The organism is Mycobacterium interjectum (assembly GCF_900078675.2).
GTDB classification, from domain to species: domain Bacteria; phylum Actinomycetota; class Actinomycetes; order Mycobacteriales; family Mycobacteriaceae; genus Mycobacterium; species Mycobacterium interjectum.
The window spans coordinates 3,009,419-3,027,535 of sequence record NZ_LT546237.1 but is presented as its reverse complement, the minus strand read 5'-3'; the positions used below and the strand labels follow the sequence as shown (position 1 = coordinate 3,027,535).

Annotated in this window: 19 protein-coding genes and 1 pseudogene; 9 read left to right on the top strand and 11 right to left on the bottom strand. The window is 68.7% G+C overall.

Features of this window, described 5'->3' with window-relative positions; genetic code table 11:
• Positions 1-397 precede the first annotated feature (397 nt).
• Positions 398-721, top strand: a complete 324-nt coding sequence (locus BN4348_RS48865; RefSeq protein ID WP_066915093.1) for a putative quinol monooxygenase — start codon at positions 398-400, stop codon at positions 719-721.
• On the opposite strand, the gene BN4348_RS48860 is transcribed toward BN4348_RS48865, so the two are convergent.
• Genes BN4348_RS48860 through BN4348_RS48850 form a run of 3 tightly spaced genes read right to left on the bottom strand, consistent with a single transcriptional unit; the run spans position 718 to position 2,591 of the window.
• Entirely contained in the window at positions 718-1,398 is a 681-nt protein-coding gene (locus BN4348_RS48860) for a guanylate cyclase (protein WP_066915081.1), read from the bottom strand. The two genes, BN4348_RS48865 and BN4348_RS48860, sit on opposite strands and share 4 nt — an antisense overlap.
• A gap of 10 nt (positions 1,399-1,408) precedes the next feature.
• On the bottom strand, positions 1,409-1,780 hold the full coding sequence (locus BN4348_RS48855) for a carboxymuconolactone decarboxylase family protein (RefSeq protein ID WP_066915079.1): 372 nt from the start codon (positions 1,778-1,780) through the stop codon (positions 1,409-1,411).
• Complete coding sequence (locus BN4348_RS48850; protein ID WP_066915077.1) at positions 1,773-2,591, bottom strand: SDR family oxidoreductase; 819 nt, start codon at positions 2,589-2,591, stop codon at positions 1,773-1,775. The genes BN4348_RS48855 and BN4348_RS48850 overlap by 8 nt, the downstream gene beginning before the upstream one ends.
• Before the next feature lie 21 nt (positions 2,592-2,612).
• Here BN4348_RS48850 and BN4348_RS48845 point away from each other — a divergent pair, with 21 nt between their 5' ends.
• Positions 2,613-2,822, top strand: a complete 210-nt coding sequence (locus BN4348_RS48845; protein WP_066915075.1) for a hypothetical protein — start codon at positions 2,613-2,615, stop codon at positions 2,820-2,822.
• On the opposite strand, the gene BN4348_RS48840 is transcribed toward BN4348_RS48845, so the two are convergent.
• Positions 2,774-3,610, bottom strand: coding sequence for an adenylate/guanylate cyclase domain-containing protein (locus BN4348_RS48840; RefSeq protein WP_235852787.1), 837 nt, complete (start codon positions 3,608-3,610; stop codon positions 2,774-2,776). The two genes, BN4348_RS48845 and BN4348_RS48840, sit on opposite strands and share 49 nt — an antisense overlap.
• 112 nt (positions 3,611-3,722) lie before the next feature.
• Here BN4348_RS48840 and BN4348_RS48835 point away from each other — a divergent pair, with 112 nt between their 5' ends.
• Together BN4348_RS48835 and gnd are read left to right on the top strand one after the other, a co-directional pair.
• Positions 3,723-5,132 (top strand): glucose-6-phosphate dehydrogenase, encoded by a 1,410-nt coding sequence (locus tag BN4348_RS48835; protein WP_066915088.1) that lies wholly within the window; start codon positions 3,723-3,725, stop codon positions 5,130-5,132.
• 14 nt (positions 5,133-5,146) lie between these two features.
• Positions 5,147-6,169: a phosphogluconate dehydrogenase (NAD(+)-dependent, decarboxylating) gene (gene gnd, locus BN4348_RS48830; protein WP_066915071.1), complete on the top strand. Its 1,023-nt coding sequence runs from the start codon at positions 5,147-5,149 to the stop codon at positions 6,167-6,169.
• On the opposite strand, the gene BN4348_RS48825 is transcribed toward gnd, so the two are convergent.
• Positions 6,166-7,032: an alpha/beta fold hydrolase gene (locus BN4348_RS48825; RefSeq protein ID WP_066915069.1), complete on the bottom strand. Its 867-nt coding sequence runs from the start codon at positions 7,030-7,032 to the stop codon at positions 6,166-6,168. The two genes, gnd and BN4348_RS48825, sit on opposite strands and share 4 nt — an antisense overlap.
• A gap of 44 nt (positions 7,033-7,076) precedes the next feature.
• On the bottom strand, positions 7,077-8,219 hold the full coding sequence (locus BN4348_RS48820; protein WP_066915067.1) for an amidohydrolase family protein: 1,143 nt from the start codon (positions 8,217-8,219) through the stop codon (positions 7,077-7,079).
• Positions 8,220-8,349: 130 nt separating this feature from the next.
• Here BN4348_RS48820 and BN4348_RS48815 point away from each other — a divergent pair, with 130 nt between their 5' ends.
• Complete coding sequence (locus tag BN4348_RS48815; RefSeq protein ID WP_066915065.1) at positions 8,350-8,832, top strand: VOC family protein; 483 nt, start codon at positions 8,350-8,352, stop codon at positions 8,830-8,832.
• On the opposite strand, the gene BN4348_RS48810 is transcribed toward BN4348_RS48815, so the two are convergent.
• Positions 8,822-9,382 carry a TetR/AcrR family transcriptional regulator gene (locus BN4348_RS48810; RefSeq protein ID WP_066915063.1) on the bottom strand — a complete coding sequence of 187 codons (561 nt, stop codon included), beginning with the start codon at positions 9,380-9,382 and terminating at the stop codon, positions 8,822-8,824. The genes BN4348_RS48815 and BN4348_RS48810 overlap by 11 nt on opposite strands.
• 200 nt (positions 9,383-9,582) lie before the next feature.
• Between BN4348_RS48810 and BN4348_RS48805 the strand changes: the two genes are divergently transcribed.
• The gene (locus BN4348_RS48805; RefSeq protein ID WP_066915061.1) at positions 9,583-10,488 is read left to right on the top strand and encodes an alpha/beta fold hydrolase; all 906 of its coding nucleotides are present in this window, start codon (positions 9,583-9,585) and stop codon (positions 10,486-10,488) included.
• Between the two features lie 63 nt (positions 10,489-10,551).
• Positions 10,552-10,878, top strand: a pseudogene (locus BN4348_RS48800) (WS/DGAT domain-containing protein); the annotation flags it as partial.
• 3 nt (positions 10,879-10,881) lie between these two features.
• Here the strand turns inward: BN4348_RS48800 and BN4348_RS48795 are convergent.
• Complete coding sequence (locus BN4348_RS48795; RefSeq protein ID WP_066915059.1) at positions 10,882-11,487, bottom strand: hypothetical protein; 606 nt, start codon at positions 11,485-11,487, stop codon at positions 10,882-10,884.
• A complete protein-coding gene (locus BN4348_RS48790) occupies positions 11,484-13,061 on the bottom strand; it encodes a pyruvate, phosphate dikinase (protein ID WP_235852918.1) in 1,578 nt (525 codons plus the stop codon). Before BN4348_RS48790 ends, BN4348_RS48795 begins: the two co-directional genes overlap by 4 nt.
• Positions 13,062-13,217: 156 nt before the next feature.
• Between BN4348_RS48790 and BN4348_RS48785 the strand changes: the two genes are divergently transcribed.
• Positions 13,218-13,724 (top strand): DoxX family protein, encoded by a 507-nt coding sequence (locus BN4348_RS48785; RefSeq protein ID WP_372513904.1) that lies wholly within the window; start codon positions 13,218-13,220, stop codon positions 13,722-13,724.
• A 96-nt stretch (positions 13,725-13,820) separates the two neighbouring features.
• Here the strand turns inward: BN4348_RS48785 and BN4348_RS48780 are convergent, their stop codons facing one another.
• Entirely contained in the window at positions 13,821-15,194 is a 1,374-nt protein-coding gene (locus tag BN4348_RS48780) for a flavin monoamine oxidase family protein (RefSeq protein WP_066915054.1), read from the bottom strand.
• 192 nt (positions 15,195-15,386) lie between these two features.
• Positions 15,387-16,448 carry a GGDEF domain-containing protein gene (locus BN4348_RS48775; protein WP_142308735.1) on the bottom strand — a complete coding sequence of 354 codons (1,062 nt, stop codon included), beginning with the start codon at positions 16,446-16,448 and terminating at the stop codon, positions 15,387-15,389.
• 126 nt (positions 16,449-16,574) lie between these two features.
• Between BN4348_RS48775 and prpD the strand changes: the two genes are divergently transcribed.
• Entirely contained in the window at positions 16,575-18,074 is a 1,500-nt protein-coding gene (gene prpD, locus BN4348_RS48770; RefSeq protein ID WP_096866306.1) for a 2-methylcitrate dehydratase PrpD, read from the top strand.
• Positions 18,075-18,117 lie beyond the last annotated feature (43 nt).

Genomic DNA, 18,117 nt, shown 5'->3' with positions numbered 1-18,117 from the left:
CGCCGCCACCCCCGGCTGCGCCGCCGCCACCCCCGGACGCTCCGCCTGCGCCGATTCTGATCGACGCGCCGGCTCCCGTGCTCCCTGCACCCCCGGCGCCTGAGCCGCCGCCGCCCGGCGACCCGGGAATTGCGAATAAATAACAAATTGAATCGCTTTCGATTCGGTTAGCGGAAAACATTTCGTAATTTCGATGCGATTGTGATCCGACGCCCGAGGAGCGGAAATTGTGGCCTACATCACTGCCTCGAGCGCGAAAGTTCACTACCAAGGATTTGCCTAGGCGTCAATGAGGACGCCTAGGCAAAACTTTGCTGAAGCGTCGAATGGTGAGCGCTCGCGCGCGGCACGTATGCTGGCGCTGCCGGAGAGCTGCAAGCAGAGGCGGGGAGCGGCCGTGATCTTCATCGTCGTCAAGTTCGAGACCAAACCCGAGTGGACCGATCGCTGGCCGGAACTGGTCGCCCCGTTCACCGCCGCAACCCGCGCCGAGGAGGGCAACCTGTGGTTCGAGTGGTCGCACAGCCTCGACAACCCGGCGGAGTACGTCCTCGTGGAGGCCTTCCGGGACGCTGACGCCGGGGGCGTCCATGTCAACAGCGATCACTTCAAGCGGGCGATGCGCGAGCTCCCGCAGGCGCTGAAGTCCACGCCCAAGATCATCAGCCAGACCCTCGACGCCGCGGGGTGGTCCGAGATGGGGGAGATGTCGGTCGATTAGCTCAGGGCAACCGAGATTTCGTGGCCCAGCTGATAACCAGGCGCAAGCGGGAGCGTGTCGCCGCTCCAGAATGAACCCGGGTCGAACCAATTCGAGTACTTCTCCGTGGTCAGCAATCCCATCTCCTCGTAGGTGATGGCCACCGTCTCCGCGCAGTACGCCGCTTCCACGCCGACGCGTTGACGCGCCTTGCGCCGTTGCGTCGACTCGCGAACCTTCTTGTCCACGACCGGAATTCCCCGTATCCAGTCGTACGCGGTCGGCAGCCGGCCGCGCAGCCACCGGCCGGTGAGACGCGCGGTAGCGGGAAACGGGGTGCCGTCCATCCGGGCGATCACCCGCAGCAGTTCGTTCTCCTGTTCCCGGGTGGCGTACGGCGTCAGCTGCCGTAGCCAGCACCGCTGGTGATAGCGCTCCATCCACTGCCGGACGGCTTCGCGAAGATCGTTGAGCTGCACGCCGCGGTGGTTGGTGCCGGTCCACAGGTCGGTGAGTTTGTCGCCGAGTTCGGCGTGCCACATCAGCGGCGGCAGGTCGTCGATGGCCACTGTCATCCCAACGTGGTTCACCGGGCTGTTCGTCAGGGTCTGGATGGCGCGGTCCGGCCCGGACACGCCGCGGAACAGCCAAAGGTCGCCGGTCCGGGTCTCTTCGACCGCCTGGTCCAGGGTCAGCATCCGAGCCAGCCTATGAACGCCGAAGAACGTCGCGCGCGACCCTGCGCGCGCTGACGGCCGCCGGGTAGCCCGCGTAGCCCGACATGTGGTAGATCGTCTCTTCGATCTCCTCGAGGCTCAACCCGTTGTGCAGTGCGATCTGGAAATGGAGCTTCAATTCGTCGCTGGCCCGCAGGGCGATGAGCGCGCCGAGGGTCACCAGGCTGCGGGAGCGCCGATCGAGGCCGGGCCGCGTCCACAGGGCGCCGAAAACATGATCGAGGCTCATGTCACCGAGTTCGTCGGCGACGCCGCCATCGCTCAGGCCGGTGGCGCCGTCGCCGATGACCCCGGGCAGCATCTCCTTGAGCGCATCCAAGCCGCGGGCGCGGGTGTCAGTCATCGTTGTCTGCCTTTCGTTTTCGTGGTTCGCGGGATATCTGGTAGTCGATGTACGCGTCCCAGTCGCCGACCCGGCGGCGCAGCTCGTCGACCACACCGGCGTGGGTGGGCACGAAGAATCGATTGCGCAGGATCGCCTCGGCGACCAGCTCGCCGACGGGCACGGGGTCGAGCAGCTCGAACTGCTCACCGGGAACCCGCAGCGGCGCCCCGCCGCCGAATGTCGGCACCGCGGCGGCGATGTTGGTCAGCACCGGCCCCGGGCACAGCAGGGTGACGCCGATGTTCTTGGGCCGCAGATAAATTGCCAGGCCCTCGCTGATCTGCACGATGGCGGCCTTGGTGGCGGCATACGGCAGCCGGTCGTAGGAATAGGTGAAAAGCCCGGCGAACGAGGCGGTGTTGACCACATGCCCGCTGCCCTGATCGAGCAGCAGCGGCAGGAAGGCGGCGTTGCTGCGCACCACCGACATGAGGTTGATGTCGACAATGCGTTGCCACTCGGTCACCGGAATGTCTTCGGGCAGCCCGTTTGTCAGCACGCCGACGTTGTTCATCACGATGTCGACCCGGCCGAATCGCCGCAGCGCCGCGTCCCGAACCCCGTCGAAGGCAACCGGATCCGAGACGTCGGCGGGCGCAATGAGCACGCCGGCGTCGGTCAGCTCGCCGGCGACGGCAGCCAGGCGGGCGTCGTCGATGTCGACGGCCACGATGAGTGCGCCGCGGCCGGCGAGCGCGCAGGCGGTGGCGCGGCCGATGCCGCTGCCCGCCCCGGTGACGACGGCGACCTTGTCGCGGAGGGTGTCCATTGCGGTAATAGCCTGTCAACCATGCGCAGCGTTTGGAAGTGGATCGGCCTGGCCGGTGTCGCCGGCGTCGTCGCCGGGGGAGTCCTGGTCGCCCGCGACCAACGTAAGCGACGCGCCTATACCGCCGACGAGATCCGCGCGCGGCTGCATCAGCGGCTGGCCGAGTCCGATGGGGAGAGGTTTCAGTCCAAGCCGGGGTCGGCGTCGGATTCGACGGCGAACAAGCGGTAGCTGCCCGAAAACCCCTTCAGCTCGACGTCGCGGCCCTCGTCGAATCCGATGCCAGCACAATCGGCGACGGCGTCCCGCACCGGTTCGCTCACCAGGATCTGGCCGCCGGTCGCCTGCGCGGCGACCCGCGCGGCCATCGCGACGTTGCGCCCGAACAGATCGTCGCCGCGTCGCACCGAGCGGCCCATGTGGATGCCGATCCGCACCCGAATGTCCTCACCCCGCTTGCGTTTTGCGTCCCTGTGCAGCGCCTGCTGGACGTCGATGCCGCACCGCACTGCCTCTTCGGCGCGCGCGAAGGCGATCATGTAGCCGTCCCCCTGGCTTTTCACCACGTGCCCCGAGCGCTGCCGCACGAGTCCTGAAATCAGCTTGTCGTGCGAGCCGATCAGCTTGACCCAGGCGCGGTCGCCGATCCGCTCGTTGAGCGCGGTGGACTCCTCGATGTCGGTGAACAGGATCACCACCCGGCCGTCCGGGGTGACGCGGGCCAGGTCGGGCCGCTCCACCTCGGCCCAGTCGGCGAGGTCTTCGATCGAGCTGCGGACCGCGGCGCCGAAGCCCTCCTTGCGCATCAGGTTGGCCGCGTTCCACACCCTTTTGACGGCCTCGCGACCGCCCGTCAGCAGCTGGGTCCGGGGGTCGACCCGGTGCTGCAACTGCGCGATCTCGCGGCGGCTGCGTACCAGCAGGACCGACACAACGGCGATCGCGCCCGCTTCGACCGCGGCGATCCCGGCCAGGGCGTAGAGCGCGATATGCAGGACGTCTACTGCTTGCGAACCCACGCTTGGCATCCTGCCAAAGGCCGCCGTGGATTCAGGTTGTCGGGCCTATCCGCAATGTCTAGGGTTGAGCACGGGTCGCCGCGGGTAGCGAATCTCAAGGGAGGTGCGCGTCTTGGCCGACGGTGACAGTAGCTCGTCAAATCTTCTGGTGATCTTCGGCATTACCGGCGATCTGGCCCGCAAGATGACATACCGAGCCCTGTACCGGCTCGAATCGCACGGCCTGCTCAAGTGCCCGATCATCGGTGTGGCCAGCGACGACATGCCCCTCGAGAAGCTGGTCGAGCGGGCGCGGCAGGCCATCGGCGACTCCGGCGAGACCCTCGACGATGCGGTGTTCGACCGGTTCGCGGCCCGGCTGTCCTACCTGCACGGCGACGTCACCGATCCCGGACTGTACAAAGAGCTCGCCAAGCGGGTCGGCAAGGACTGCCGCCCGCTGTACTACCTGGAGATGCCGCCGTCGCTGTTCGCGCCGATCGTCGAGAACCTGGCGAAGGTCGACCTGCTGGAGCGCGCGCGCGTCGCGGTGGAAAAGCCGTTCGGCCACGACCTGGCCTCCGCGCGCGACCTGAACGCCCGGCTGCGCGCGGTGCTGGACGAGGACCAAATCCTGCGCGTGGACCACTTTTTGGGCAAGCAGCCCGTCGAAGAACTGCAGTACCTGCGCTTCGCCAACAACGGCCTCGCCAAGGTGTGGGACCGCGACAGCATCTCCGAAATCCACATCAGCATGGCCGAGGACTTCGGGATCGATGATCGCGGCAAGTTCTACGACGCGGTGGGTGCGCTGCGTGACGTCGTGCAAAACCACCTGCTGCAGGTGCTCGCGCTGGTGGCGATGGAGCCGCCGGTCGGCCCGAGCGACGACGACCTGAACGACAAGAAGGCCGAGGTGTTCCGGGCGATGCCGGCGCTGGACCCGGAGCGCTGCGTGCGTGGGCAATACCGCGGCTACACCGACGTCGCCGGGGTGGCGAAGGATTCACGGACCGAGACCTACATCGCGCTGCGGACCGAAATCGACAACTGGCGGTGGGCCGGGGTGCCGATCTTCCTGCGTGCCGGCAAGGCGCTGCCGGAAAGGGTCACCGAGGTGCGGATGTTCCTCCACCACGTGCCCGGGTTCTCGTTTCTGCCCAACCGCCGTCCGCCCGAGCCCAACCAGATCGTGCTGCGCATCGACCCCGACCCGGGGATGCGCCTGCAGCTGTCCGCCCAGGCCGGCAACTCGTGGCACGACGTTCACCTCGATTCCTCGTTCGCCGAAGACCTCGGTGAGGCCGTCCGGCCCTACGAACGGCTCCTCTACGCCGCATTCACCGGCGATCGGCAGCTCTTCGCCCGGGAGGACGCCATCGAGGAAACCTGGCGGATCGTGCAGCCGGTGCTGGACAAGCCCGGCCGCATCCATCACTACGACCCCGGCTCCTGGGGACCCGAGGCCGCGCAGTCGCTGCTGCACGGCCACCACAGTTGGCAGGAACCGTGGCTGCCCCACACCAAGCAGACCAAAGACTAAGGAGACGGGACACGATGCAGCTAGGGATGATCGGCCTGGGCCGGATGGGCGCGAACATCGTGCGGCGGGTGGCCAAGGGCGGCCACGAGTGCGTGGTGTATGACCACAGCGCCGACGCGGTCAAGGCGATGGCGGGGGAGGAGAGGACCACCGGCGTGTCGTCGCTGCAGGAGCTCGCCGAGAAGCTGACCGCTCCGCGGGTCGTCTGGGTGATGGTGCCGGCGGGGACGATCACGACGGGGGTCATCGAGGAGCTGGCCAAGACGCTGGAGTCCGGCGACATCGTCATCGACGGCGGCAACTCGTACTACCGCGACGACATTACGCATGCAAAGACTCTGTTCGACAAGGGTATTCACTTGCTCGACTGCGGCACCAGCGGCGGGGTGTGGGGCCGGGAGCGCGGCTACTGCCTGATGATCGGTGGCCACGAGGAGGCGTTCGCCCGCGCCGAGCCGATCTTCGCCACCGTCGCGCCCGGGGTGGACGCGGCGCCGCGCACGCCCGGCCGCGACGGCGAGATCGCGCAAGCGGAAAAGGGCTATCTGCACTGCGGCCCGTCCGGGGCGGGGCACTTCGTGAAGATGGTGCACAACGGGATCGAGTACGGGATGATGGCCTCGCTGGCCGAGGGGCTGAACATCCTGCGCAATGCCGACATCGGCAAGCACATCCAGCAAGGGGACGCCGAAACGGCGCCGCTGTCGAACCCGGAGTTCTACCAATACGACTTCGACATCCCGGACGTCGCCGAGGTGTGGCGCCGCGGCAGCGTCATCGGGTCCTGGCTGTTGGACCTGACCGCGATCGCGCTGCACGAATCGCCCGATCTGAAGGAGTTTTCCGGGCGGGTGTCCGACTCGGGGGAGGGCCGCTGGACCGCCATCGCGGCGATCGACGAGGGCGTCCCGTCGCCCGTGCTGACCACCGCGCTGCAATCCCGCTTCGCCAGCCGTCAGCTCGACGACTTCGCCAACAAGGCGCTGTCGGCGATGCGCAAGCAATTCGGCGGGCACGCCGAAAAGCCGGCGAACTAACCTCTCTCGACGAACGCCACCACGGCTTCGCTGAACGCGTCGTTGTCGTCGCCGGCCGCGGTGTGCCCGGCGTTGGACAGCTCGACGAACTCGGCCCGCGGCACCTGCGTCAGGAAATGCTCGACCCCCTCGGGGCTGACGACGTCGGACAGCTTTCCGCGGATCAACAAAACCGGGATGGTCAGGTTGGTCGCGGCGTGCTCGAATTTTTCGGTGCGCAGCTCCGGGTCGTCGCCGGGCTTGGTCATGAATGCCGGATCCCAGTGCCAGTACCAGCGCCCGTCACGCAGCCGCAGGTTCCTTTTCAGCCCCTCGGGGCTGCGCGGCCTTTTCCGGTAGGGCAGGTAGGCGGCAACGGCGTCGGCGGCCTGCTCCAGCGTTTCGAACCCGTCGAGGCCGCTGAACATGAAATCGCGGATGCGGGCGCTGCCGCCCTTCTCGAAGCGGGGCACCACGTCGACCAGCACCAATTGCGTCACCCGGTCGGGGCCGGCGCGGTCGGCGGCGAGGATGCCGGTCAGCCCGCCCATGCTGGCGCCGATGATCGCCACGGGCCGGCCGATGGCATCCAGCACGTGCATCACGTCCGCCGTCAGCGTCTCGACGTCGTAGTCGGCGTCGGGCGCGCGATCGCTGTCGCCGTGACCCCGGGAGTCCAGGGCCACGACGTGAAACCCGTCGTCGGCCAGGATCTGGCCGGTGTTCTTCCAGGAAAACCTGTTCTGGCCGCCGCCGTGCAACATCAGAATCGTGGGCCGGTCGGCCGCCGCGGCCGAGCCGCGGTTCCACTCGTCGGCGACCAGGGTGATCCCGTTGTGGCCGGAAAACTCGACCGTCTCATTGCTGCTGCTCACGGCACTCACGGGCGTCCTCTCGCTAGATCGCCCTTCGACGTTACCTAGGCAATCTATTCACCGCCGACGTGGGCCCCCGGTGGCAGCGGCGCGTCGGGAAACAGCTCCGCGAAGCTGCCGAACAGGATGCGGTCCCGGGCCTTGGCGTCGACGCCGTCGAACAGTTGATGCAGCGTCGCCTGCGTGTGGCCGAAGGTGCCCTCGATGTGCGGGTAGTCGCTGCCCCACAACACGTTGGTGAAACCCATTGCCGTCACCGCCGCGACGGCCGACGCGTCGTGCTGGAACGACGCGTACACCTGCGAGTAGATGATCTCCCGCGGCCCGCGTTTGAGCTTGGGGCGCACCACCATTGCGTGCTGCCGATAGCCCTCCTCCATCCGGTCGGCGATGAACGGCACCCAGCTGGCGCCGCCCTCCGACACCAGCACCTTGAGATCCGGGTGCCGATCCAGCGCCCCCGATGCGACCAGCTTCACCACCGCGCGCTGCCCGCCGAACGACGTTTCGGTGTAGTTCAGCACCGCGCCGCCGGGGCCGTGATACGTCACACCGATCGCGTTGCCCGCGGCGAAATCGATTGGCTCGGTGCCGATGTGGAACGCGATCACCATGCCCGCGTCCTCGGCGGCCGCCCAGAACGGCTCCCACTCCTCGCGGTGGTAGTCGCGCTGCGCCGGATGGGGCGTGACCGGGAGGAACACCGCCTTGAATCCCATTGCGCCGCAACGGTTGAGCTCGGCGACCGCGTCGTCGATGTCCATGGTCGACACCTGCGCCGCCGGGATGAGCCGCGGCGAGTGATCCATCAGGGCTTCCTTGGCCCAGTCGTTGGAGACCCGCATCGCCTCACGGAGCAGTTCGGGCGTGCGAAACGAGCCGGACCACATGCCCAGCGACGGGAACACCAACTCCGCCCAGATACCTTCGTCGTTGAGGTCGGCCAGCCGTTTGCCGACGTCGCGTGAGCCCGCCGCGGCGACCGTGGCAGCCATGAACTCCTGCTGCGCGAGGCTGGGCAGGCGCCGCCGGAACACCTGGCCGTCGACGTGGATGGACTCCCACCGGCCGTCGGGGTCCTTCTCGGTCCGCGGCACCAGCTCGGCCAGGCGCCGCGGCAGCCGCGAGCGCCACAGGTCCTCAGGCTCGAGGAAGTGCGAGTCGCCCGAATTTGCCCACAGCGTCGGGGCGGTCATAAGCCAGATATTAGAATCACGTTCTAATACTGTCAACGATCCTGAGTATCCTCGCTGACCCGATGAGTTCTCGCCGCCGCCGCGGTCTATCACTGAAACCGCCCACCCACGCACGCACAAGGAGTTGCCCATGCCCTCGATCACGCCCTCGCTGTGGTTCGACCACAACCTCGAGGAGGCGGCGGAGTTCTACACGTCGGTGTTCCCCAATTCCCGGATCGAGGGCTTCAACCGGACCACCGAGGCCGGTCCGGGGGAGCCGGGAACGGTCCTGTCGGGCAGTTTCGTGCTGGACGGCACTCGGTTCATCGGCATCAACGGCGGGCCGCAGTTCCCATTCAGCGAGGCGGTGTCGTTCACCATCGGCTGCAAGGACCAGGACGAGGTCGACTACTACTGGGAGCGGTTGACCCACGGCGGCGAGGAATCGCAGTGCGGCTGGTGCAAGGACCGCTTCGGCCTGAGCTGGCAGGTCATCCCGGATCGGCTCTACGAGTTGATCGGCGACCCGGACCGCGCCCGCGCGGCGGCGGCCACACAGGCGATGTACGGCATGCGCAAGATCGTCATCGCCGACCTGGAGCGGGCCGTGGCGGGGGAGCTCACTCGGTAAGCCGGCCGATCCACTCGATGGTGGCGTCGGTGATGGCCGGCACCTCGGCGGGGTCCTCGCAGCCGGAGACCATCAGCGACGACTCGGCCACGGTCGCGACCAGGACGCGGCTCAGCAGTTGTCCGCGCACCGACTTGTCCAGCTCCAGCACCGCCATCCAGCGGCGGAAGGCGGCCTGCATGCGGTCGCGACGGGCGACCTCGAAGCCCGGAGGCGTGTCCCCGGACGTCAGCACCCGGGCCAGCCGCCGGTTCTCCCACATCGCCTCGAGGTAGGCCCGCACGTGCAGTTCGAAGACGCGCCGCGGGGCGGGCGCCTCGCCGGCCTGCCGCATCGCCTCCTCGATGCGGCGGTCGACGGCGGTGGCCATCTGCTCGAAGATCGCCAGGAACAGCTCGTTCTTGCCGCCGAAGTGGTGATAGATGCTGCCGACGCTGGCGCCGGAAGCGGCCACCACGTCGGCCATCGTCGCCGCGGTGAATCCCCTGGTCGCGAAGACCTCGGTGGCCGCGTCGAGGATCCGTTGCTGGGTGGCGCCGGTCTTGGCCACCGCCGGGCCTGCGCTGGGGTCGCCATGCCCATGACGCTATCAGTAGCCCGCGTTGGGTCCGAAAGTGATTGCCGCCGTAGACAACTGGGTGATTTCCTACCGGGGTCGGTGCGTCTGGAGTGAACAGGCGTTAGGTTGGTCGGTGCGGACGCGCGCCGACGAGGGAGTGAACATGGCTGAAGACACCGAGCGAGCCCCCGATGGGTGAACCTGGCTGGCTCGACGTGCCGGGACCGGCCGGGGATCTGAAGGCCTTGACGTGGGGGCCGCCGGACGCGCCGATCGCGCTGTGCCTGCACGGCTTCCCCGACACCGCCTACGGATGGCGCAAGCTCGCCCCGCGGCTGGTCGAGTCGGGGTGGCGGGTCGTCGCGCCGTTCATGCGCGGATACGCGCCGTCGTCGCTCCCGGTCGACGGCGATTTTCACGTCGGCGCGCTGATGGACGACGCCCTGCGGGTGCGCTCGGCCGCGGGCGGCACGGAGCGTGATGTGGTGATCGGCCACGACTGGGGCGCGATCGCCGCGACCGGCCTGGCCGCGATGCCCGACAGCCCGTTCGCCAAGGCCGTGATCATGTCGGTGCCCGTTTCCGCGGGATTTCGCCGGCGAGGCAGCGCGGCCGACCGGCTGCGGCTGCTCGGCCACCTGCCGCCGCAGCTGGTGCGCAGCTGGTACATCCTGTACTTCCAATTGCCTTGGCTGCCAGAACGTTCCGCGTCCTGGGTGCTGCCGCTGCTGTGGCGACGGTGGTCGCCGGGCTACCGCGCCGACGAGGACCTGCGCCACGTTGACGCGGCCATCGGCACGCCGGAGAGCTGGCGGGCGGCGCTGGGAACCTACCGGGCCACGATCCGCCACCCGCGGCCGCCGGCGGAGTATGCCGACCTGAACCGGCTGTGGACCCAAGAGCCCCTGCTGCCGTGCCTCTATCTGCATGGGCGCGACGACGGTTGCATGACATCGGCTTTCACCCGCTGGACGGAAAAGGCGCTGCCGGCGGGCAGCGAGGTCGCCATCGTCGAGCACGCCGGGCATTTCCTGCAGCTCGAACAGCCGGACAAGGTCGCCAACCTGGTGCTGACGTTCATCGGCTCGCCCGGCTGAAGTCATGACGGCGCGGCGGATGGCGGCCGTCGATGCGCAGTTCTACTGGATGTCGGCCAANACCCGGCGACCCCGGCCGCCGACCGCGCCTTCGCCGCGGTGCCCGCCGCGCTATTGCGTTGGGGCGTCGCGCAGTTCGACCCGTCTGTCCGGCCCACCCAGGTGGCCGGCAACACCGTGGTGTCCAGCGTCAACCGCGGGGCCGCCGATCTGAGCTTCGGGGGTGCGCGGGTGGTGCTGACCGCCGGATACCCGGCCCTGTCGCCGGCGATGGGGCTGACTCACGGGGTGCACGGCATCGGCGACACCATAGCGATCAGCGTGCACGCCGCCGCGTCGGCCATTCCCGACACCGACGCATATCTCCGACTGCTCGACGCTGCGCTGTGAAAGCTATTGCGCGTCATCGGATCTGGCCGCCTCGGCCCGGGTCAGACCGACGGCGCCGATCAGCTCCTCGTGCAGCTCGAACCACACGGTGTGGTAAGAGTCGATGAGAGGCCTGCTCAGCCAGGCGGTGTCGCCGGCCTTGACTTTGTCCAGCGCGGCAAGCAGTTTCGCCCCGTAGGCCTCCAAACGCGGCAGCTGGACCGTGGCCGCCTCGATGATCGGCACCACCCGCGCGTGCACCTCGTCCAGGCGAGCCAGCACCGCGGCGTCGTAGTCGGCGTCGTCGTGGGCGTTGGGCGCCTCCCCCTTGATTTGCCAATCGGTGACCAGCGACTTGAAATCGGTGTTCACCGGCCGAAAGTCGCGATAGGCGGCGGCCATCGCGGGCGAGTCGATGCCCGCGCGCTCCTTGGCAAGCAACGTCTCGAGCCGGGCGCGGCCGCCGGGGCTGATCCGCAGGGTCGCGTCGTCGAGCAGCAACCCCGCCGCGGTGAGCCGCTCGACGACGGCGGCGATGTCGCCAAGGTCCCGGCCCAGGGTCGCGGCCAGCTCGGCGGGACGCACCCGGCCCTTCAGCCGGACCGCCTGCAGCACCGCCAGTTCGGTCATCCGGCGACCTCCGCCGTCAACCGGATCGCGGTCAGCATGACGGTCAGCGGGTTTGCGCAGAGCACGTCCGTGTGGCCGGCCTCCAGGGCCGCGCGCACCGCGGCATCGGAGGTGTCCGCCAGCCTCGGGTGATGGCCGGCGGCGTGGGCGCGCAACGGGCTGATGCGCCGTGCGATGGCGGCCAGCTCGCGCAGCTCCGGGGTGTCGCTCTCCGACCAGGCCGACGGGCTCAGATTGCCTTCGCGCACTTCGCCTTCGTAGCCGTCGACGGTGATCTGCCTGCCGGCCAGCGCCGCGGCGGCGCCGCGCCCGCAACCCACTACGGCCACCCGGCCGAGTTCGCGGCTGACCACCGCCGCGTGGCTGGCGGCGCCGCCGACCTCGGTGACGACGCCCTGGGCGGACAGCATGCCCAGGACATCCTCGGGCCTGGTGTGGTCGCGCACCAGGATGACGCGCTCGCCCCGGTCGGCGGCGGCCAGCGCCTCGTCGACGTCGACGTAGGCCGTACCCGATGCCACGCCAGGACAGGCGGGCAGGCCCTTGGCCAAAAGCTGTGCGGCAAGACGTGTTTCGGGCTGCAACGCGGGCTGCAGCAAGGCCGCCACGTGCGCCGGCGTCACCCGGCGCAGCGCCTCGGCATCGTCGATCAGTCCCTCGCCGTGCAGTCGCAGCGCCAGCCGCACGGCCGCCGGCGCCGAGAGCTCGGCCGCCCGCGTCTGCAGCAGCCACAACTTGCCGTCGTCGACGGTGAACTCGATCTCCTGGATGTCCGACGCGAGCCGCTCCAGGCCGCGGGCGGCGTCCGTCAGCTCGTCGTAGACGGCCGGTTGCTCGTCCCGCAACACCGAGATCGGCGCGACGTCGACCAGCCCCGAAACGACGTCGTCGCCCTGGCCGCCGGGCAGCCATTCGCCGAAGGGCTCGTCGGCCCCGGTGATGGGGTTGCGCGAAAAGAAAACCCCGGCACCGGAATTCGGGCCGTGGTTGCCGAACACCATCGCCTGCACGATGACCGCGGTACCGCCCCCGCCGTCGAGGCCGTAGTGGGAGCGGTAGGCGACCGCGCGGGGCGAATCCCACGAGGCGAACACCGCCTCGATGCCGGCCCGCAGCTGCGCGTAGGGATCCGCGGGCACGGATTGCCCGACGATCCGCTCATACATCGTCATGAACCGCCGGCGGGTGTCGCGGGCGAACTGCGGGCCGCCTTCGGAGGTGAGTGCCTGCTCGACGGCGTCGTTCATGCCCACGTCGAGGATGGTGTCCATCATGCCGGGCATCGAGTGGGTGGCTCCCGAACGCACGCTGACCAACAGCGGCCGCGGCCCCCGGCCGAACGTGCGTGAGGTTTCCGCCTCCAGCCAGCCCATCCGGTCCAGCACGTCGTCCCAGATCGCGTCCATCGTCGCCCCGGCCTCGGCGAGGTAGTCGAGGCCCACCTCGGTGGTGATGCAGAACGCCGGGGGCACCGGCAGGTTCTGCCGGCGCATCGCGTCGATGCCGTGGCCCTTGTTGCCCAACAGCTCGCGCGGGTGACGCGCGCCGCCGTCCAGCTCGACCACGGGATTGATGCGGGTCGTGGTGTACTCCCTCGTCGTGCGGCCCGACCTGTCGGGACCTTCCCGGCAGGCCCCGACGAGTATGTCAGGACCCGTCCCCTCCTTTCCGGTTCTCAAACGCTGTCAACCAACAAAAAGGGCCCATGATCTAGGTTTGCACCTATGCACATGTATGACGATGTCGGGTTACTGATCTTGCGGCTGGCGCTGGGACTGACGCTCGCCGCACATGGCTTCAACAAGTTCTTCGGCGGCGGCCGCATACCGGGGACCGCGCGCTGGTTCGAGAGCATCGGCATGAAACCCGGCAAGTTCCACGCCACCGTGGCCGCCACCACGGAGATGGCGGCCGGGCTGGGCCTGGCGGCCGGTCTTCTGACGCCGATCCCGGCGGCGGGGTTCGTCTCGCTGATGCTGGTCGCGGCCTGGACCGTGCACCGCGCCAACGGTTTCTTCATCGTCAAGGAGGGCTGGGAGTACAACCTGGTGCTGGCCGTCAGCGCCGTCGCGGTGGCCACGCTGGGCGCCGGGCGGTTGAGCCTGGATTGGCTGATCTTCGGCAAGAACTGGTTCGACGGCTGGCCCGGCCTCGTCATCTCGGCGGGACTGGGTCTCGCCGGCGCCCTCGGGCAGTTGCTGATCTTCTACCGGCCTCCGGTAAAGCAGGCCGGATAGCCGTCAGCGGCTGGGCGCATTCGCCGCGGGCCCGCTCGTCAGCCCGCGATCGCGGAACGGCGGAATCGACCCCCGCCCGTGGCATCTAGAGTCGCTCTAGGTGACTGCCGCCGTGGCGGCGGTGTCGGCCGTCATCACTTCGGTCGCCGCCCGCTCGCCGGAGCGGATCGCACCGTCTACCCACCCGCACATGATCGCCGAGCTCTCCGTGCCGGCCCAGTGGACGCGGCCGCAGGGCGCGCGCAGGGTGTATCCGAATTCGGTCAACACGCCGGTCGGGGCGTGGCTGATCATGCCGCCACCGGAGTAGCGCTCGGTAGTCCAGTTCTGCTCGTGGAATTCCAGCGGCGAATTGGCCTTGCTGCCGAAGCGATCGACGAGTTCGCCGATGACCGCCGCTTTCCGGTCGGCCTCGTCCATTCTTGTCAGCCCACGCGCGGCCGGTCCCTCGGTGATCACGCACATGATCCCGGGGTCCGCGGTGTTCGTGCACGCATCGATGGTGAGCGTCGCCGGCGTCCCCGGCGCGGCCGACTGGCCGCACAACCCGTCCGCCCGCCAAAACGGCTCGTCGTAGATGATCGAGATCTTGATGACCGAGCCGCCTGGCATGCGCTGGTGCAGAAGCGCCCGATCCACCGGCAAAAGCGGCTCGTACACAATCGAACTGGCGATGGCGAGCGGGATCGCCACCACGGCGCGCCGTGCCCGCACCGTCAAGCCGTCCGCGGTGACCGTCACCCCGTCGGCGTCCTGGGTGATCTGGCGGACGGGTCGCGAAAGGTGCAGCGCCTCACCGAGTTCGGCGACGATCGGTCGATAGATGGCGCCCATTCCCCCGACGGGTCGGGCGTCCTGGGCGCCGCCCTTGCCGGAGATGACGAAGGTGGGCCCGCCGCCCGATCCCATCTGCAGCAGTGCCCACAGCAGCGACGTCTCCGACCCGGCCGAGGTGTACACGCCGGACAGGGCCATGTCCAGCATCTCGCGGGCGGCCTTGGACATGGTGTTCTTCTCGATCCACTCGCCGAGGCTGATGCGGTCCCACTCGTCTGCGTGCTTCGCCTCCCACGGCGCTTCGCGCGGAATGGATTTGCACATCTTCTCGATCGACAGCAAGCCGATTCCGAGGTTGGTGACCGCCCACGGGCTCATCGACCAGGGAATGGTGCCGCCGTAGCGGTGCTTCTTGCCGTCGACGATCATCATCGCGTCGCCGTCGTTGTGCTGTTTGTATTCCGGCACGCCGAACTCGTCCATCAGCGCGTAGATGCGATCCTGACCCGGGCCGATCCAGGCGCCGCCGCGGTCGATCCAGGCGCCGTCGTCGCGAGTGACCGTGAACGTGCGGCCGCCGACCCGGTCGCGCGCCTCCAGCAAGGCCACCGAGCGACCGGCTTGCTTCAGCCGCAGGGCGGCCGTCAAACCCGCGAACCCGGCCCCGACCACGCAGTAATCGACATCTGGCACGACTGGCTCCTCACGTGGAGTTCGCGGCCCGCCCCAAGCAGCAAACTACACCGATCGCACGACCGGCAGTAGCGTGTTCACCCGGATTTCTCGGGTGATTCAAATCGATTGACGCGGCGATGGTCCGGACGACGCCGATGTCCCGCGCCGGCGGGGCGGTCAAAGTCCTTGTCGCGCTTGGCGGTTGGCGGGTCACAGGTGGTGGGCCTGATTGCCGCCGCGGCGTTTGGCGGTGTACATCGCGCTGTCGGCGACGTCGATGAGCTTTTCGATGAGTCCGGGGACGTCGGATACGCCCATCGGGGGCAGTTCGGCGGTGGCCGTACCGATGCTGGCAGTCAGTCCCTGAGGAAGTGCGGCGATGGCAGCGCCCAATTGCTCCGAGATGGGCTCGGCGTTCGGCGATGAGCCGGTGGCGGCGATGAGAAACTCTTCGCCGCCGGCGCGGCAAAGCACCGCTGTCGGTGCCACCTGTTGCCGCAGCACGTCGGCGACGGCGATCAACGCGCGGTCGCCCGCCGCGTGGCCGAAGGTGTCGTTGATGCGTTTGAACGCGTCGAGATCGATCATGATCATGGTCAGATGGGTGTCGTCGGCGCGTGGATCGCCGAGCCTCCGGGTGAGTGCGGCGATGAACCCGCGGCGGTTGAACAACCCCGTCAGCGCGTCTTCGTCGGCGCGCTCGATGTAGGTCCCCATCGCCCGCGACATCCCCCGCATCGCCAGGGGGAAGGACAGGTTGAGCATGGAGATCACCCAGAACGCGGCGAGCCCGGTTCCGATGTCGGACTCGCGAGCCAGGTGCACCCCGGTCGCGACGGAGACGGTGGCCGCCAGGGCGGCGCTAAACACCAGAAACTTGTTGCTGTGGAAGAGGGCAACATAGCCGCTATTGGTGGCCATGGCGCAGCAACCGACGGCCGCCAGCGCGGCGGTCGGCTGGGTCAGGGTCCACGCCGCGATGCACGTCCCGGCGACAACTCCGAAAACTTCCGATTGGACCCGGGTCGGCCACCGCGTCAACCAGAAGACGCTGACCGCGACGACGAAGACCGCGGCCGCTGCGTCGACGAGCACCACCTCGGTGGTTGGCCGGTGGGTGCCGAGCATGGTGGTGACCGGGACCAGCGCCGAAATCGAGGAGATGACAGCCAGGCTCCACTGTGTCGCGCGCAGCAGCCCGCGCTCGCGCAAGACGGCGGTGATCCAGTCGAACTGGTCCGGCTTGCCCACCCACGACGCGAATCGGGACACGCTGCGCACCCCCTTCCAGGAGATAGCTCAGCATCAAACAGCGATCGGCGAAGCAAATGTGCCAAATCGGCGAACCTCTCAGCGTTCGAATATCGGGCGCAACCGGCGTTGCATAGTGTGCCGATCATGCTGATGCATACGGTCCGGGCGCGGCGCAGCGCCGAGGACATCCCCCGTGGCGAGCACCTGGCCGCCAAGATCGCCGACGTCGCCGCAGATCCGGTCGCCGTCGAGCCGGAAACGGCGGAGATGGTGGCCAACCGGATCATCGACAACGCCGCGGTCAGCGCGGCGGCGGTGCTGCGCCGGCCTGTCGCCGTGGCCCGCCGGCAGGCGCTGTGCCATCCCGGGCGGCCGGGGGCCGGGGTCTTCGGTGTCGCCGGCGCCTACTCGGCGGAATGGGCGGCGTGGGCCAACGGCGTCGCGGTGCGCGAGCTCGACTTCCACGACACATTCTTGGCCGCGGAGTACTCCCACCCCGCCGACAACATCCCCCCGCTCGTCGCGGTGGCGCAGCAGCTCGGCGTGCGCGGCGCCGACCTGATCCGCGGCGTGGCCACCGCGTACGAGGTCCAGATCGACCTGACTCGCGGAATCTGCCTGCACGAGCACAAGATTGACCACGTCGCGCATCTCGGGCCCTCGGTGGCGGCCGGCATCGGCACCATGCTGCGGCTGGACACCGAGACCATCTACCAGGCGATCGGGCAGGCGCTGCACCTGACCACCAGCACCCGCCAATCGCGTAAGGGCTCGATCTCGAGCTGGAAGGCGTTCGCGCCGGCGCACGCCGGCAAGACGGCCATCGAGGCTGTGGACCGGGCGATGCGCGGCGAACGGTCGCCGGCCCCGATCTGGGAGGGCGAGGACGGGGTGATCGCCCGGCTGCTGGGTGGGCCCGGGCGCGAATACCGCGTGCCCTTGCCGGCTCCCGGCGAACCCAAGCGCGCCATCCTGGACAGCTACACCAAGGAGCACTCGGCGGAGTACCAGAGCCAGGCGCCGATCGACCTGGCCCGGCGGCTGCGGCGGCGGATCGGCGACCTCGACCAGGTCGCGGCCATCGTGCTGCACACCAGCAATCACACCGATGTGGTCATCGGGACCGGATCCGGAGATCCGCAGAAGTTCGACCCCGACGCGTCACGCGAAACGCTCGACCACTCGCTGCCGTACATCTTCGCCGTCGCGCTGCAGGACGGCACCTGGCATCATGAGCGCTCCTACGCTCCGGAGCGCGCGCACCGGGCGGACACCGTCGAACTGTGGCGCAAGATCTCCACCGTCGAGGACCCGGAGTGGACGCGCCGCTACCACGCGTCGGATCCGGCGGAGAAGGCGTTCGGGGCGCGCGCTGAGGTGACGCTCACCAGCGGCGAGGTGATCCGCGACGAGCTGGCCGTGGCCGACGCCCACCCGTTGGGCGCCCGCCCCTTCCGCCGGCCGCAGTACGTGCAGAAGTTCACCGAGCTGGCCGACGGTGTGGTGGACCCGGCTGAGCAGCGCAGGTTCCTGTCCGCCGTAGAGGCCCTGCCCGACCTTGACACGGTAGACGCGCTGAACGTGGTGATCGACCCGCGGCTGCTGGGCCGCGCGCCGACGATCCCGCCGGGCATCTTCGGGTGAGTTAAGTTGCGCCGCCTTGGCTTTGACTGTGAATCCTGGGCGA